This window comes from Streptomyces sp. NRRL F-6492, from assembly GCF_001280125.1.
GTDB lineage: Bacteria > Actinomycetota > Actinomycetes > Streptomycetales > Streptomycetaceae > Streptomyces.
Genome location: NZ_LGEG01000216.1, coordinates 53,015 through 66,519, shown reverse-complemented (window position 1 = coordinate 66,519; position 13,505 = coordinate 53,015). Strand labels below are relative to the sequence as shown.

Annotated in this window: 10 protein-coding genes and 1 pseudogene; 6 read left to right on the top strand and 5 right to left on the bottom strand. The window is 74.2% G+C overall.

All coding sequences use genetic code 11. From position 1 onward, the window contains the following. Nucleotides 1-312 precede the first annotated feature (312 nt). From ADL08_RS18405 to ADL08_RS18390, 4 genes are all read left to right on the top strand, one after another. On the top strand, nucleotides 313-1,617 hold the full coding sequence (locus tag ADL08_RS18405; RefSeq protein WP_053644264.1) for an ABC transporter substrate-binding protein: 1,305 nt from the start codon (nucleotides 313-315) through the stop codon (nucleotides 1,615-1,617). An 86-nt stretch (nucleotides 1,618-1,703) separates the two neighbouring features. Continuing rightward, a complete protein-coding gene (locus ADL08_RS18400) occupies nucleotides 1,704-2,669 on the top strand; it encodes a carbohydrate ABC transporter permease (protein ID WP_053644262.1) in 966 nt (321 codons plus the stop codon). After that, nucleotides 2,666-3,586, top strand: coding sequence for a carbohydrate ABC transporter permease (locus ADL08_RS18395; protein WP_053644260.1), 921 nt, complete (start codon nucleotides 2,666-2,668; stop codon nucleotides 3,584-3,586). Before ADL08_RS18400 ends, ADL08_RS18395 begins: the two co-directional genes overlap by 4 nt. A 70-nt stretch (nucleotides 3,587-3,656) precedes the next feature. Continuing rightward, complete coding sequence (locus ADL08_RS18390) at nucleotides 3,657-5,060, top strand: GH1 family beta-glucosidase (protein ID WP_053644258.1); 1,404 nt, start codon at nucleotides 3,657-3,659, stop codon at nucleotides 5,058-5,060. 85 nt (nucleotides 5,061-5,145) lie between these two features. Here ADL08_RS18390 and ADL08_RS18385 read toward each other — a convergent pair whose 3' ends face one another. Together ADL08_RS18385 and ADL08_RS18380 are read right to left on the bottom strand one after the other, a co-directional pair. Continuing rightward, nucleotides 5,146-6,513, bottom strand: a complete 1,368-nt coding sequence (locus tag ADL08_RS18385) for a carbohydrate-binding protein (RefSeq protein WP_053644256.1) — start codon at nucleotides 6,511-6,513, stop codon at nucleotides 5,146-5,148. A gap of 175 nt (nucleotides 6,514-6,688) precedes the next feature. Next, nucleotides 6,689-7,636, bottom strand: coding sequence for a LysR family transcriptional regulator (locus ADL08_RS18380; RefSeq protein WP_053644254.1), 948 nt, complete (start codon nucleotides 7,634-7,636; stop codon nucleotides 6,689-6,691). Between the two features lie 153 nt (nucleotides 7,637-7,789). Here ADL08_RS18380 and ADL08_RS18375 point away from each other — a divergent pair, with 153 nt between their 5' ends. Continuing rightward, nucleotides 7,790-8,455 carry a GOLPH3/VPS74 family protein gene (locus tag ADL08_RS18375; protein WP_053644252.1) on the top strand — a complete coding sequence of 222 codons (666 nt, stop codon included), beginning with the start codon at nucleotides 7,790-7,792 and terminating at the stop codon, nucleotides 8,453-8,455. Nucleotides 8,456-8,759: 304 nt separating this feature from the next. Here the strand turns inward: ADL08_RS18375 and ADL08_RS18370 are convergent. Next, a pseudogene (locus ADL08_RS18370) lies at nucleotides 8,760-9,065 on the bottom strand (DUF4232 domain-containing protein); the annotation flags it as partial. A gap of 297 nt (nucleotides 9,066-9,362) precedes the next feature. Further along, nucleotides 9,363-10,538 (bottom strand): FUSC family protein, encoded by a 1,176-nt coding sequence (locus ADL08_RS18365; protein ID WP_053644248.1) that lies wholly within the window; start codon nucleotides 10,536-10,538, stop codon nucleotides 9,363-9,365. 190 nt (nucleotides 10,539-10,728) lie between these two features. Here ADL08_RS18365 and ADL08_RS18360 point away from each other — a divergent pair, with 190 nt between their 5' ends. Next, the gene (locus ADL08_RS18360; RefSeq protein ID WP_053644246.1) at nucleotides 10,729-11,955 is read left to right on the top strand and encodes an amidohydrolase; all 1,227 of its coding nucleotides are present in this window, start codon (nucleotides 10,729-10,731) and stop codon (nucleotides 11,953-11,955) included. Between the two features lie 33 nt (nucleotides 11,956-11,988). Here the strand turns inward: ADL08_RS18360 and ADL08_RS18355 are convergent, their stop codons facing one another. Then, nucleotides 11,989-13,455, bottom strand: a complete 1,467-nt coding sequence (locus tag ADL08_RS18355) for an aminotransferase class I/II-fold pyridoxal phosphate-dependent enzyme (protein WP_053644244.1) — start codon at nucleotides 13,453-13,455, stop codon at nucleotides 11,989-11,991. Nucleotides 13,456-13,505: the final 50 nt, after the last annotated feature.

Here is a 13,505-nt window from a genome sequence, read left to right as displayed (position 1 = left end):
GAGCTCGGGGAGGGGCGGGCGGGCCCGCCCGGACGGTGACTGGTGGGGGACGGAAGGACCGGGGCGGGCGGTGTTCGGGAGTCCGGAAGACCGGCCCCCAGAATGGCTGAGAGCGCTCTCAGAGTGACGGAAACGTAAAACCCTGGAAACGAGCGTGTCAAGAGGTTGAACACGGACGGGAGTTGAGGTTTCCCCTCGTCCGTTACGCCTTCGAGTCTTGACGGATGCACCGCGGCACGGGCACGCTCCCCACGCACGCTTGAGAGCGCTCTCAACCGCTCTCGCTCGTTCCGGAGCCAAGGGAGGCTTCCCATGCCCATCGCCCGAGCCGCCAAGAGAGCCGTCGTCCGCCTGGGTGCGGTCACGCTCGCCGGGGCCCTGCTCGCCGCCTGCGGCGGATCGACGGACGACTCGTCCGCGGACAGCGCGGGAGGGAAGGTCACGATCACCGTCGACCTCTTCGGCTCCTTCGGATACAAGGAGGCCGGGCTCTACGCCGAGTACGAGAAGCTCCACCCCGGGGTCACCGTCAAGCAGACCGACACCGAGGACGAGGCCGACTACTGGAAGTCCCTCCAGACCCGGCTCGCCGGCAACGCCGGCCTCGCCGACGTGCAGGGCATCGAGGTGGGCCGCATCGCCTCCGTCACCCAGCAGCAGGCCGAACGGTTCGAGGACCTGAAGAAGTACGGCGCGGACTCCCTGAAGGACCAGTTCGCCCCGGCCAAGTGGGCCGCCGCCACCGGCAAGGGCGGCGAGGTCCTCGGCCTCGGCACGGACGTCGGCCCGGAGGCCATGTGCTACCGCACCGACCTCTTCAAGCAGGCCGGGCTGCCCACCGACCGCGAGGAGCTCGCCGAGAAGTGGTCCACCTGGGACGGCTACCTGGCCCTCGGCAAGCAGTACAAGGCGAAGGCCCCCGCCAAGAGCACCTGGCTCGACAGCGTCGGCAGCCTCTACTCGATCATGATCGGCCAGGAGAAGGAGCGCTACTACGACGCCTCCGGGAAGCTGATCTGGGAGCAGAACCCCGCCCTGCGCTCCGCCTGGGACCACGCCGTCCAGGCCGCCGACGCCGGTCTGAGCGCCAAGCTCGACCAGTGGTCCCCGCAGTGGAACCAGGCCTTCTCCGCCGGCTCCTTCGCCACCATGCCGTGCCCCGCCTGGATGCTCGGCTACATCAAGGGCCAGGCCGGTGAGGCCGGCAAGGGCAAGTGGGACGTCGCCAAGCTGCCCGGCGGCGCCGGCAACTGGGGCGGCTCCTACCTGGCCGTGCCGAAGGCCGCGAAGCACAAGAAGGAGGCGTACGAGCTGATCAAGTGGCTCACCGCCCCCGAGCAGCAGACCAAGCTCTTCCAGAAGCAGGGCAACTTCCCCTCCGCCACCGGCGCGATCGAGAAGGTCGCCGACGCGAAGGACGCGTTCTTCTCGAACGCCCCCATCGGCAAGATCTTCGGTGACGCGGCGAAGGAGGCCCCGGTCCAGGTCCTCGGCGTCCACGACCAGAACATCGCCCAGCAGATCACCAACGCGCTGAGCGAGGTCGAGCGCAAGGGCGTCTCTCCCGAGAAGGCCTGGTCGAACGCCAAGAAGGGCGTCGAGAACACCATCGGCTGACCCGTGCCGCCGGACGGACACCCCCGGGAACGGGGGGTCCGTCCGCCCCGCCTCCCCCGCTCCGACCCCCACCGAAGGGCCGCACCGTGACCCTCACCGCACCCGAGACACCGGCCCGGCCGAAGCCGGCCGCGCCGCCCCGGCGCCCCGGACCCGCCCGGCGGACCTGGCAGAAGGTCTCCCCGTACGCCTACATCACCCCGTTCTTCACCCTGTTCGCCGCCTTCGGCCTCTTCCCGCTGATCTACACGGCCTTCGTCTCGCTCTACCGGGTGGAGCTCCAGACGCCCGGCGACATGGAGTGGCGCGGGCTCGGCAACTACACCGCGCTCTTCGGTGACGAGTACTTCTGGGTCGCGCTGCGCAACACCTTCACCATCGGCGTGCTCTCCACCGTGCCGCAGCTGGTCATCGCCCTCGGCCTCGCCCACCTGCTGAACTACCGGATGCGCGGCCGCACCTTCTTGCGCACGGCGGTGCTGCTGCCGTACGCCACCTCGGTCGCCGCCGCCACCCTCGTCTTCGCCCAGCTCTTCGGGCGGGACTTCGGCCTGATCAACTACGCGCTCGGGCTCGTCGGCATCGACCCGGTCGACTGGCAGAACGGCACGGTGGCCTCGCAGATCGCCGTGTCGACGGTGGTGGTCTGGCGCTGGACCGGCTACAACGCGCTGATCTACCTGGCCGGCATGCAGTCGATCCCGGACGAGCTGTACGAGGCGGCCGCGATGGACGGGGCCTCGCGGTGGCGCCAGTTCTTCCACGTCACGCTGCCCGGCCTGCGGCCCACCATCCTCTTCACCGTCATCGTCTCCACGATCGGCGCGACCCAGCTGTTCGGCGAGCCGCTGCTGCTCGAAGGGTCGATCTCGGGCGGCATCTCGCACCAGTACCAGACGCTCGGGCTCTACATGTACGAGCAGGGCTGGGGCTTCTTCCACCTGGGCCGGGCCGCGGCCATCGCCTGGGTGATGTTCCTGCTCATCGTGGTGCTGGTCGGGCTCAACGCCCTGGTCGCGCGCCGCCGTTCCCGCAAGGAGGCCGGCCGATGACCGCGCCGATCGCCCCGGCCGCGCCCGCCGCTCCCCCGGCCGCGCCCCCCGCCCCGGAGCCCGGCCGGACGCCGCGCCGGGGGGCCGCGCGGGCGGGCCGCACCCTGCACGCCGGACCGCTCGCGTACGGCATCCTGATCGTCGCCGTGCTGTTCTCGGCGTTCCCGTTCTACTGGACGGTCGTCGCCGCGAGCCGCTCCAACGCCGATCTGGCGAAGGTCCCGCCGACGCTGCTCCCGGGACCGAACCTGATCAAGAACTTCGAGGCGGTCCTCGAAGAGGCCGACATCGGCAAGGCGCTGCTCAACTCGTTCGTCGTCTCCGGGTCGGTCACCCTCGGCACCGTCCTGTGCTGCACCCTGGCCGGCTTCGCCTTCGCCAAGCTGCGCTTCAGGGGCCGGGGCGCGCTGCTCGCGGTCACCGTCGGCACCATGATGATCCCGCCGCAGCTGGGCGTGATCCCGCTGTTCATGCTGATCGCCGAGCTGGGCTGGGTGAACCAGCTCCAGTCGGTGATCCTGCCGGGCCTGGTCTCCGCGTTCGGCGTGTTCTTCATGCGCCAGTACCTGGTGCAGTCGCTGCCGGACGAGCTGATCGAGGCGGCCCGGGTCGACGGCGCGTCCACCGCCAGGATCTTCTGGTCGATCGTCGTGCCGATCGCCCGGCCCGGCACGGCCGTGCTCGGTCTGCTGACCTTCATGGCCTCGTGGAACGACTTCTTCTGGCCCGTCGTCGCCCTGTCCTCCTCCGAGCCCACCGTCCAGGTCGCCCTGCGCCAGCTCGGCGGCGGCTACGTCCACGACCAGTCCGTGATCATGGCGGGCACGCTGCTCGGCACCCTGCCGGTGCTGCTCGTCTTCGGCCTGCTCGGCCGGCAGATCGTCGGCGGCATCATGCAGGGCGCGGTCAAGGGCTGACCGTCCCCGTCCCCCGCCCTCCTCCCCACTCCTCCCCGCAGAACGTCTCACCCCAGGGAGTTCCCACCCCATGACCGCGCTCGACGCCCGCACCGACCAGACGACCACGCTCCGCTTCCCCGAGGGCTTCCGCTGGGGCACCGCCACGGCCGCCTACCAGATCGAGGGGGCGGCGGCCGAGGACGGCCGCACGCCGTCCATCTGGGACACCTTCAGCCGTACGCCGGGCAAGGTCCGCAACGGCGACACCGGCGACATCGCCGCCGACCACTACCACCGGCTCGACGAGGACGTCGCCCTGATGCGGCGGCTCGGCGTGACCGACTACCGCTTCTCGATCGCCTGGCCCCGGGTCCAGCCCACCGGGCGCGGCCCGGCCGTGCGCAAGGGCCTGGACTTCTACCGGCGGCTCGCCGACTCCCTCCTGGAGGCGGGCATCCGGCCCGTGGCGACGCTCTACCACTGGGACCTGCCGCAGGAGCTGGAGGACGCGGGCGGCTGGCCGCACCGGGAGACCGCGCACCGCTTCGCCGAGTACGCCGGGATCATGGCGGAGGCGCTCGGCGACCGGGTGGCGACCTGGACCACGCTCAACGAGCCGTGGTGCGCCGCCTTCCTCGGCTACGGCAGCGGCGTGCACGCGCCGGGCCGCACCGACGACCTGGCCGCGCTGCGCGCCGCCCACCACCTCAACCTGGCGCACGGCCTGGGGGCGCGGGCGCTGCGCGGCGCGCTGCCCGGCTCCGCCGAGGTCTCCCTGACCCTCAACCTGCACGCCGTACGGGCCCTCACGCAGTCTCCCGAGGACCTGGACGCGGCCCGCCGGATCGACGCCGTCGGCAACCGGATCTTCCTGGACCCGGTCTTCCACGGGCGGCTCCCGGAGGACCTGGTCCGCGACACGTCCTCGGTCACGGACTGGTCGTTCGTCCAGGACGGGGACCTGGCGGCGGCGGCCGCGCCGATCGACTCGCTCGGCATCAACTACTACTCCCCGTCCGTCGTCGCGGCGGGCTCCTCGGAGTCGCCGTCGCCGTGGGCGGGCGCGGAGCGGCACGTGCGGTTCGTGCCGGCGCCGGGGCCGCGCACGGCCATGGACTGGCCGGTGGACGCGGACGGACTGCACGAGCTGCTGACCCGGCTGCGGGACGAACTGCCGGGCGTACCGCTGGTGATCACGGAGAACGGGGCGGCGTACGACGACTACGCCGACCCGTCGGGGAACGTGAAGGACCCGGAGCGGGTGGCCTATCTGCACGCGCACCTGGCGGCGGTGCACCGGGCCCTGGAGGACGGGGCGGACGTACGGGGCTACTTCCTGTGGTCGCTCCTGGACAACTTCGAGTGGGCGTACGGCTACAGCAAGCGGTTCGGCATCGTCCACGTGGACTTCGCGACGCAGCGGCGGACGCTGAAGGACAGCGCCCGCTGGTACGCGGAGGTGATCGCCCGGGGCGGCCTCGCGGAGGGGTGACGGGCCCGGACACGGCGAGGAGGGGGTGCCGCGGCACCCCCTCGGAGCCGCGGCACCCCCGGTCACCGCGCGGACGGAGCCCGCGTCACACGCGCTGCCACAGGGCCGGGACGTTGGACGGCTCCCAGCCGGTCTGGGCCTGGTGGCCCTGGAGGCAGCGGTAGGCGGCGCCGCCGTGGGTGACGGTGTCACCGGCCTTGTAGACCTTGCCGGCCGCCCAGGTGCCGCCCGGCTCGGGCTCGCCCGGACCGGGGCCCGGGCCCGGGCCGGTGGTGGTCCTCAGGGTCAGGCCGTAGTTCTGGAGGATCGGGTTCAGCGGCTGGAAGAAGGTCGTGCCGCCGCCGGAGCAGTTGCCGGAGCCGCCCGAGGTCACGCCCTGGGCCTGGCTGCCGGAGATGTACGAGCCGCCGGAGTCGCCGGGCTCGGCGCAGACCGTCGTGCGGGTGACGCCCGAGATGGTGCCCTCGGGGTAGGTGACGCTGGTGTTGTGCTGCTGCACGGTGCCGCAGTGCCAGCCGGTGGTCGAGCCGGAGCGGCACACGGAGGAGCCGACGGGCTGGAGGACGGAGCCGGTCACCTGGACGTTGGCGCCGCCGGAGCCCTTCACGTACGGAGTGGCGGTCCAGTTGGCGTTGGTGGCGACCCAGGCCATGTCGTTGCCGGGGAAGACCGAGGCCTGGAAGCTGCCCTGGGCGACCTGGTTGAAGCCGCTGGTGGAGGTGCCGGCCCGGCCGCAGTGGCCGGCGGTGGCGAAGCCCTGGGTGGTGCCCTTGGTGACAGGGAAGCCGACGGAGCAGCGTCCGCTGCCGTTCATGTAGTACGCGTCGCCGCCCCGGAGGTCGTACAGCGGGCGGGGCGCCTCGGCGGTGCGGACCACCTTCACCAGGGCGCGGGGGACGCCGGCGGCCGCGACGAGCCGCGCGCCGGCCCCGGCCCGTGCCTCCTCGACGACGAGGACGTTGGCGCGGACGTCGACGTACCGGACGGGCGCCTCGGCGGTGGCGGCCCGGTCCAGGGCCTCCTTGGCCCGCTCCAGGGCGGTCAGGCCGTGCGCCACGACCTCGGCCCGCGCGCCCGCGGCCCGGATCGCGGTCGCGTCGGCGGCGCGGGTGGTGGCCACGGTCAGGGTGCCGGACTCGGCGCCGTCCACCCAGGCGCCGGCGAAGGCGCCGCCCAGGTCCAGGCGGAGCCCGGCCGCCTTCGCCCCGGCCTCGGCCTCGTTGGCGAGGCGGTTCTCGGCCTGGGCGCGGGTGAGGCCGAGGTCGCGCTGCATGGCGCGGAGGAGTCCGGGCTGCGCGGAGGCCGCGCCGAGGGCGTCGGCGGCCGTTCTGGCGGTGGGGGCGCGGTCCTTGTCGTGCGGCGCCGCGGTGGCGGAACCGGCCTGGAGGCCGGCCAGTGCCAGGCCGGCGGCGGCCAGCACGGTACACGCCGTGCGGGCGTGTCGTCGGAGCATGGGGAATCTCCTCGGTTGGCGGTGGGGGATCTGCTGAAACCGTAGGGATCCCGCCGGGGAGACGGCAGTTGCCAGTCGGCCCCTGTCACGGCGTTATGACCGGTGGCCGGAGGGGCTTCGGGTACGGGGTGCGTACGGACACGGGGTTGTGCGTACGGGGAAGCTCGGGCCCGCGTCAGTGCGGGGTGCCCTCGCGGGGCGCCGGGGCCGTCGTGCGGCCGGCGCTGCGGGCCAGCGCCTCCTCGTGGGCGGCCCTGGTGTGGTTCAGGACGGCGGCGGCCCGGCCCGCGGCGCGGCCCTCGGGGTGCCAGCCGAGCAGGTGGCGCCACACCAGCGGGGCGCCGGCGAGGGGTCGGGTCACGAGGCCGGGGGTGACCGGGAAGGTGGCCCGGCACAGGCCGACGGCCCGGCCGACCTGGACCAGGTGCACACAGGAGGCGGTGTCCGTCTCGTACACGCAGGCCGGGGTGAAGCCCGCGCGTACGCACGCGGCGGCGAAGCAGTCGCCGAAACAGCCGTCGCCCGGCACGTCGGTCCAGGCCTCCGCCGCCAGTTCGGCCAGGTCGATCTCGGTGCAGGGCGCCAGCGGGTGGTCGGCGGCCAGCATCACGTACACCGGGTCGCGGGCGACCTCCGTCCAGGCGAGCCTGCCGGCCTCGGGCGGGCCGCTCTCGCCGCAGACCCCGACGAGCGCGAAGTCGAGCCGGCCCGCGACCACTCCGCCCGCGATCTCGCGCTCCGACCAGGAGGTGTACGTGGTGACGGGCGCTCCGGGGTCGGTGCGGGCGATCCGGTCGACGAGGCCGCCGAGCAGCGGGCCGTGCGTGCCGCCGAGCCGGTAGCCCTCCGCCCCGTCCCGGGCGAACCGCACCGCCTCCTCCTGGAGTTCGCAGACGGCGGGCAGCACCACGCGGGCGCGTTCCAGGACGAGGTCGCCGAGCGCCGTGGTCCGCACGCCCTCGCGGCCCCGCTCGAACAGCTCCCCGCCCAGGGCGCGTTCGATCCGCTTGAGCTGGGCGCTGAGGGCGGGCTGCGCGAGGCCGAGCGCGGTGGCGGCGCGGGTGAGACTCCCCGCGTCCGCGATGGCCCGGATCGTCTTGAGGTGCCTCAGCTCCAAGTCCATACGGAGAGCTTGGCGTCCCGCGCCCGGGAGGTCCAGACCAACGACGGGGGTGCGCCAGGGGAACCGGAGGGAACAGGTGATCGTCCTGAGGGGCGAGAGGGCGGCCGACCGGAAGACCGGTCGCCGCGAGGGCACGGAAGCAGGAGGTACCGGGTGACGGTCACGCTCGCGGAGGAGATCATGCTGCTGTCGCTGGACGACGAGTCCGGGGCCGCGAAGGAGAAGCAGTCCGCCTCGTGGGCCGTCGCCGGCGGCATCCTGCTCGACCTCGTTCTGGCCGGGCGCGTCGCGGTCGAGGGGGGACGCCTCCGGGTGGCGGACACGACGCCCGCGGACGTCCCGCTGCTCGACGAGCGGCTGCGGCGGATCGCCGAGTGGGCGGGGCGGAGGAGCCGGGCCCCGAAGGTCACCGAGTGGCTGACGAAGGACTGCTCCAAGGCCGTGGGGGCGACGGTCGACAGCCTGCGCGGGCGGGGGCTCGTCCGCGCCGAACGGCGCAGGGTCCTGGGGCTCTTCCCCGTCACCCGCTATCCGGAGGCGGACGGCTCCGTGGAGCGGGAGCTGCGGGACAGGCTGGCGGCCGTGGTCCTCGGCGGCGCCGTGCCCGACCCGCGCACGGCGGGCCTCCTCGCCCTCGTGCACGGCGCGAAGCTGCACCGCGTCGCCTTCCCCGACGCGCCGCCCAAGGAGATCGCGCCGCGCCTGGAGGAGATCGCGGCCGGGCAGTGGGCGTCGGAGGACGTGCGCCGCGCGATCCGCGACATGCAGGCGGCGATGACCGCGATCCTGGCGACCACGGTGGTCACGATCACGGCCTGAGGCCTTCCCCGCGGTCCCGACCGGACGGGGCCCGGGGCGAGCCCCCACGGCTCGCCCCGGGTCCGGCCCGGTCGGATCCCCGTCCCCGCGCGTCCGGGGGCCGCGTGTCGGGAACCGCTTCCGCTCACGCTCCGGTGTCCGCTTCCGCCGGTGCCGCCCGTCGTGACGGGCGGCACCGGCCCTCCGGTACGCATCGGCAGCCACGCCGGGACGGTCGGTCGCACCGCCCCGGCCTGCTGACCCGGACCACCCTGCCGTCCGCCGCTCACGTCCCGCTGTCGTTCCCCTAACGCCCGCGCGGGTCCTACCGCTTCTGCTCCCTCTTCCAGGGGCCGACGCCGAGCTTCCCCGTCGTGCCCAGGTCGAACTCGGGGATCACCGTCACCGGGGCGGCGCCGGGCTTCGCCCACACGCGCGCGTAGGGGGCGTTCACGGGGCCATCGGCTCCGGTGCCGCCCGCGATCGCGTCGCCGCCCTTCAGGACGGCCATGCCGTCGACCCGGTCGTGGGCCTCGTAGAGGAGTTCGACGCGGGGACGGCCCTCGAGCCGGTACGGCCGGGTGCCGCAGTTCTCCAGGTGGAGGCCGACGACGCGCAGCCCCATGGCGGCGGTGACGGTGCGGCGCACGGTCCGGCCCGGGGCGACGTCCTCGACCGTCTCCTCCACTTCGTCGGTCCGTGCCCCGTCTCCGAGGACCGGAACCGGAGCGTGACGGTGTAGGTCAGGGCGACGGAGGGGGTCGCCGGCCCGGCGGCCCCCCGCTGTTCGGTTCCGCAGGCCGTGAGCGGCAGGAGGCAGGCGGCGGGGAGGGCCAGAGCGGGGAGGAGGGTGCGGCGCACGGGGAGAGCGGATCAGTGCCGGGCCGCTCCGGCCGTGACGGAAGCCGCCCTTCCGGTCACAGGCCTGTCACAGGGGTTCGAGGTCCGCCGTGTGCTTGATCTCCTCCAGGATCCGCGCCGCCTCCACGAGGACCGTGCCGTGCACGGGCCACTCCGCCTCCCGGCCCGGACGGTCGGACCGGGTCGCGGCCACCACCTCCGCGTAGCGGCGCTCGGCGCCCTCCACGCGGCGGCGGAGCCCGGCGGGGTCCTCCGGCCCTCCGGGCGGGGCGAGGTGTTCGAGTCCTTCGGCGGTGGCGTGCAGCAGTTCGGCGTAGGAGGCGGCGAACTCCGCCGAGACGGACGCCTCGAAGGGACGCCGCGGCTCGGAGGGGCACCGGGGCTCGTACGTCAGGGCGCGGGCGATGGAGCGGACGTGCGTGCCGATGCGCTCGATCATGTCGACGGTCTCGTGGCAGCGCCGGAGCGGCCCCTGCTCGCCGTCCCAGGAGCGGCGGGGGTTGAGCCTGGCGTTCTCCTGTTCCCTTCCGAGCGCCGCGCGCGCCCGCGCCGCCCGGGCGGCCAGTTCCTCGCAGCGGCGCGGCCAGTCCTCCTCCCGTACGTCCTCGCCCTCGGTCTTCCCCTCGGCGGTCCGGGCCAGGTCGCGCAGGAGGGTCTGCGCGTCGGCGGTCAGCTCCTCGACCCGGCGCCGTGCCCTGGCCGGGTGCGGCGAGGGGGCGAAGGCGAAGTGGGCGGCGAGGCCGCAGCACACCCCGATGGCGGCGGACGCGACCAGGGGGCCGATGTAGTCGATCCGCCCGCCGCCGCCCGCGAACGCGAAGAGGGCCACCACCGGGACCTGGGCGCCCTGTCCGCCGAGCAGGTCGAGGCGGACCACCGCGAGGGCGACGAAGACCAGGACGCAGAGGGTCCAGGCGTGGACGCCGACGGTACTGCCGAACCCCGCCGCCACCGCCGTGCCGATCGCCATGGCCGCCAGGTACTGGGCGGAGTCCCACATCGAGCGGTAGACCGTGGACTGGAGGGCGAGGAGCGCCGTGAACGGGGCGAACGCCGTGACGTTCGCGGGCAGCAGCCAGGAGGAGAGGCACCAGGCGACGGTCGCGGCGGCCGTTCCCTTGGCCTGGAGCAGGATGCCGTCGCGCGCCTCGCCGGGCCCCCGTACCGCGTCCGCGAGGGAGGTGCGGGCGGTGTGCCACCTGCTCCGGCACCAGTCTCCCGCCCGGTTCTTCTTCTCGGACACGCCTCTCCCGTCCTCCGTCACCGCTGGTGTCCGCCGCGCCTACCCGCCGCTCGGGGATGTACGTGCGCGCGCCCTGTGGTGCCGGGAGAAGAGCGGTGTCGGGAGAAGGAGCGGCCGTCGCGGGCATCGCGCGCTCCGGACGTGGAAGACGCGGGGGTGTCGGCGACCGTTCGCACCGGAGGAGGCCCCCGTGTCCCGCAGCCCGGAATCCCGTAACCGGGAACCCCGCACCCCGGAATCCGTGTACGCCCGCGTCAGGGAGGAGGTGGCCGCCCGGGCGGACCGCCTGTGGGACGTGAGCCTCGCGTTGCACCGCGAACCGGAGACGGCCTACGAGGAGCACGGGGCGTCCCGGCTCCTCGCGGGCGAGCTCGAACGGGAGGGTTTCCGGGTGGAGCGCGGCGTGGCGGGGCTGCCGACCGCCTTCGTCGGACGGTCGGGCGCGGCGGACGGGGGTCCCCGGGTCGCGCTGCTGATGGAGTACGACGCGCTGCCGCTGCTCTGGCACGCCTGCGGGCACAACCTGATCGCGGCGGCCGGCCTCGGCGCGGCGCTCGCCGCGCGGGCGGCGCTCGGCGGGGCCGGGGGGACGCTGCTCGCCGTCGGGGCTCCGGCGGAGGAGCGCGGCGGCGGGAAGGTCACGGAGGTGGAGGCGGGTGTGTTCGAGGGGGTGGACGCGGCGCTGATGTTCCATCCCGGCGTGTACGACTGGGCGTGGGCCCCGCTGACCGCCAGCGCGCAGCTCCGGGTGGGGTTCCACGGGCGGGCCGCGCATCCGACGGGCAGCCCCACGGAGGGGATCGACGCGCTGGGGGCCCTGATCCAGCTGTTCAACGCGCTGGGCGTGCTGCACAAGCGGCTGCCGTCCGGGTCGCACGTCCAGGGGATCGTGACGGACGGGGGCCGGGCCACGAACATCGTCCCCGAGTACGCGGAGGGCCTCTTCGGGCTGCGCGGCGGGACCACGACCGCCCTGGAGGAGCTGGTGGAGGAGTTGCGGACGTGTGCCCGGGGCGTGGCGCTGGCCACCGGCACGACGGTGGAGGTGACGGACGTGGGCGGCCGGTACGAGCACTTCCGCGACAACGACGTGCTGTCCGGTCTCTTCGCCGGGCACCTGGAACGGGCGGGCGTGCGGCTGTCGGAGCCCGTGGCGGGCGTGTACCTGGGGTCGTCGGACATCGGGAACGTCAGTACGCGCGTGCCCGCGATCCATCCGTTCGTCGCGATCACGGGCGCGGACGGCTCGGACCACACGCCGGAGTTCGCGGAGGCGGCCGCCGGGCCCCGGGCGCGGCGGGTGGTGCTCGCGGCGGCCGAGGCGCTCGCCTGCACGGCGGTGGACGTCCTGCTGCGGGCGGACGTGCCGGAGCGGGCCTGGGACCGCTTCCGGGAGAAGGCCGCCGCGGGGCTGTGACCTTTCGCGGGACCCCGGGGCGGGGGCCGGCCGTCAGTCCTCGACGGTCACGCGTACGGTCCTGACCTCCGGGTCGGCCGCGTCCGGCACGACCATCCCGGCCTCGACGCCGCTGCGCAGGTACCGCAGGACCCCGGCGCCGAGGCGCTCGCCGGGCAGGGCGGCGGGGATGCCGGGCGGGTAGGGCGTGAGCATCTCGGCGGCCACCCGGCCGACGGCCTTCTCCAGGGGCACCTGTTCGGCCCGCCCGAAGAAGGCGTCGCGCGGGAGCATCGCCTGCTCCAGGCGCAGGTCGGCCGGGTCGGGGACCTCCACCCGGGGCGCGGGGCGCAGCTCGTCGGCGTGCGCGGCGGCGTCGCGCAGGGCGTCCAGTAGGAGCTGGGCGCTGTGGATGTCGTCCGCGTGGGTGAACTGGGCGCTGGTGCGGCGGTGGTCGGACAGGTGCAGGTTGACGTGGTGGCGCTCGCGGATCCAGTCGGCGACGCGGTAGCCGGTGGTGTCGAGGCCGGTGATGTCGACGATGACCTGGAGGGGGTCGAGGTCGGCCGCGCGGCCGGGCCCGCAGAAGTCCTCGTGTCCGTGGACGCGCAGGCCGGCGATGCCGTCGATCCGCGTCCGTACCGTCCTGGCGAGGGAGAGCGCGTCGTCGTAGAGGGCGCGGCCGTGCTGGGCCATCTGGCGGCGCCAGCCGTCGAGGGCCGCGTACACGAGGACGGAGGGGCTGGTGGTGCCCAGGAGGTCCTCGCGGTTCTTGAGGACCCCGGGGTCGATCAGATCGCCCTGGAGGTGGAAGACCGAGCCCTGTTCGAGGCCGGAGCCCATCTTGTGCACGGAGGTCACGCACACGTCCGCGCCGGCGTCCATGGCCCAGGTCGGCAGGTCCGGGTGGAACGGCAGGTGGGCGCCCCACGCCTCGTCGACGACGAGCGGCACGCCGTGCTCGTGGCAGACGTCGGCGATGGCGGCCAGGTCGGAGCAGGTGCCGTACGGCGTCGGCGTCGTGACCAGGGCGCCCCGGGCGTCCGGGTGCTCGGCGAAGGCGGCGCGGAAGGCGTCGGCGGACGGCGGGTGCGCGAGGTGGAGCCCGGGGTCCCACTGGGGGTCCACCCAGACCGGCACGATCCCGGCGAGCACGAGGCCGGAGACCACGGACTTGTGGGCGTCCCGCCCCACGAGGAGCTTCTCGTGGGGGCCGGCGACGGACAGCATGGCGGCCTTGACGGAGAGCGAGCTGCCGCAGGTGGAGAGGAAGGTGTGCTCCGCGCCGACGGCGTCGGCCATCAGCTCCTGCGCCCTGGCCAGGACGCCCTTGGACGACCTGCGGTCGTCGAGGCCGCTGGTGGCCAGCACGTCGGACCGGAAGACGGCGTCCCCGAGGACCGCGCGCACACGGGCGTCCGCGCCGCGGCCCTGCTTGTGTCCGGGCGGGGTGAAGGGGGTCTGGTTCTCCGCGTGGTAGGCGGCCAGGGCGTCGAGCACGGGTGCTTGTGAGTGGTCCATGCCGCTTCGACTGCCCCACGGAAAAGGACAAAAACCCCAGGTGGCGGCGG

Bases quoted from the DNA above. Each gene is read 5' to 3' on its own strand.
- ADL08_RS18405 (WP_053644264.1), top strand. From the start codon at position 313: ATGCCCATCGCCCGAGCCGCCAAGAGAGCCGTCGTCCGCCTGGGTGCG.
- ADL08_RS18395 (WP_053644260.1), top strand. From the start codon at position 2,666: ATGACCGCGCCGATCGCCCCGGCCGCGCCCGCCGCTCCCCCGGCCGCG.
- ADL08_RS18390 (WP_053644258.1), top strand. From the start codon at position 3,657: ATGACCGCGCTCGACGCCCGCACCGACCAGACGACCACGCTCCGCTTC.
- ADL08_RS18385 (WP_053644256.1), bottom strand. From the start codon at position 6,513: ATGCTCCGACGACACGCCCGCACGGCGTGTACCGTGCTGGCCGCCGCC.
- ADL08_RS18380 (WP_053644254.1), bottom strand. From the start codon at position 7,636: ATGGACTTGGAGCTGAGGCACCTCAAGACGATCCGGGCCATCGCGGAC.
- ADL08_RS18355 (WP_053644244.1), bottom strand. From the start codon at position 13,455: ATGGACCACTCACAAGCACCCGTGCTCGACGCCCTGGCCGCCTACCAC.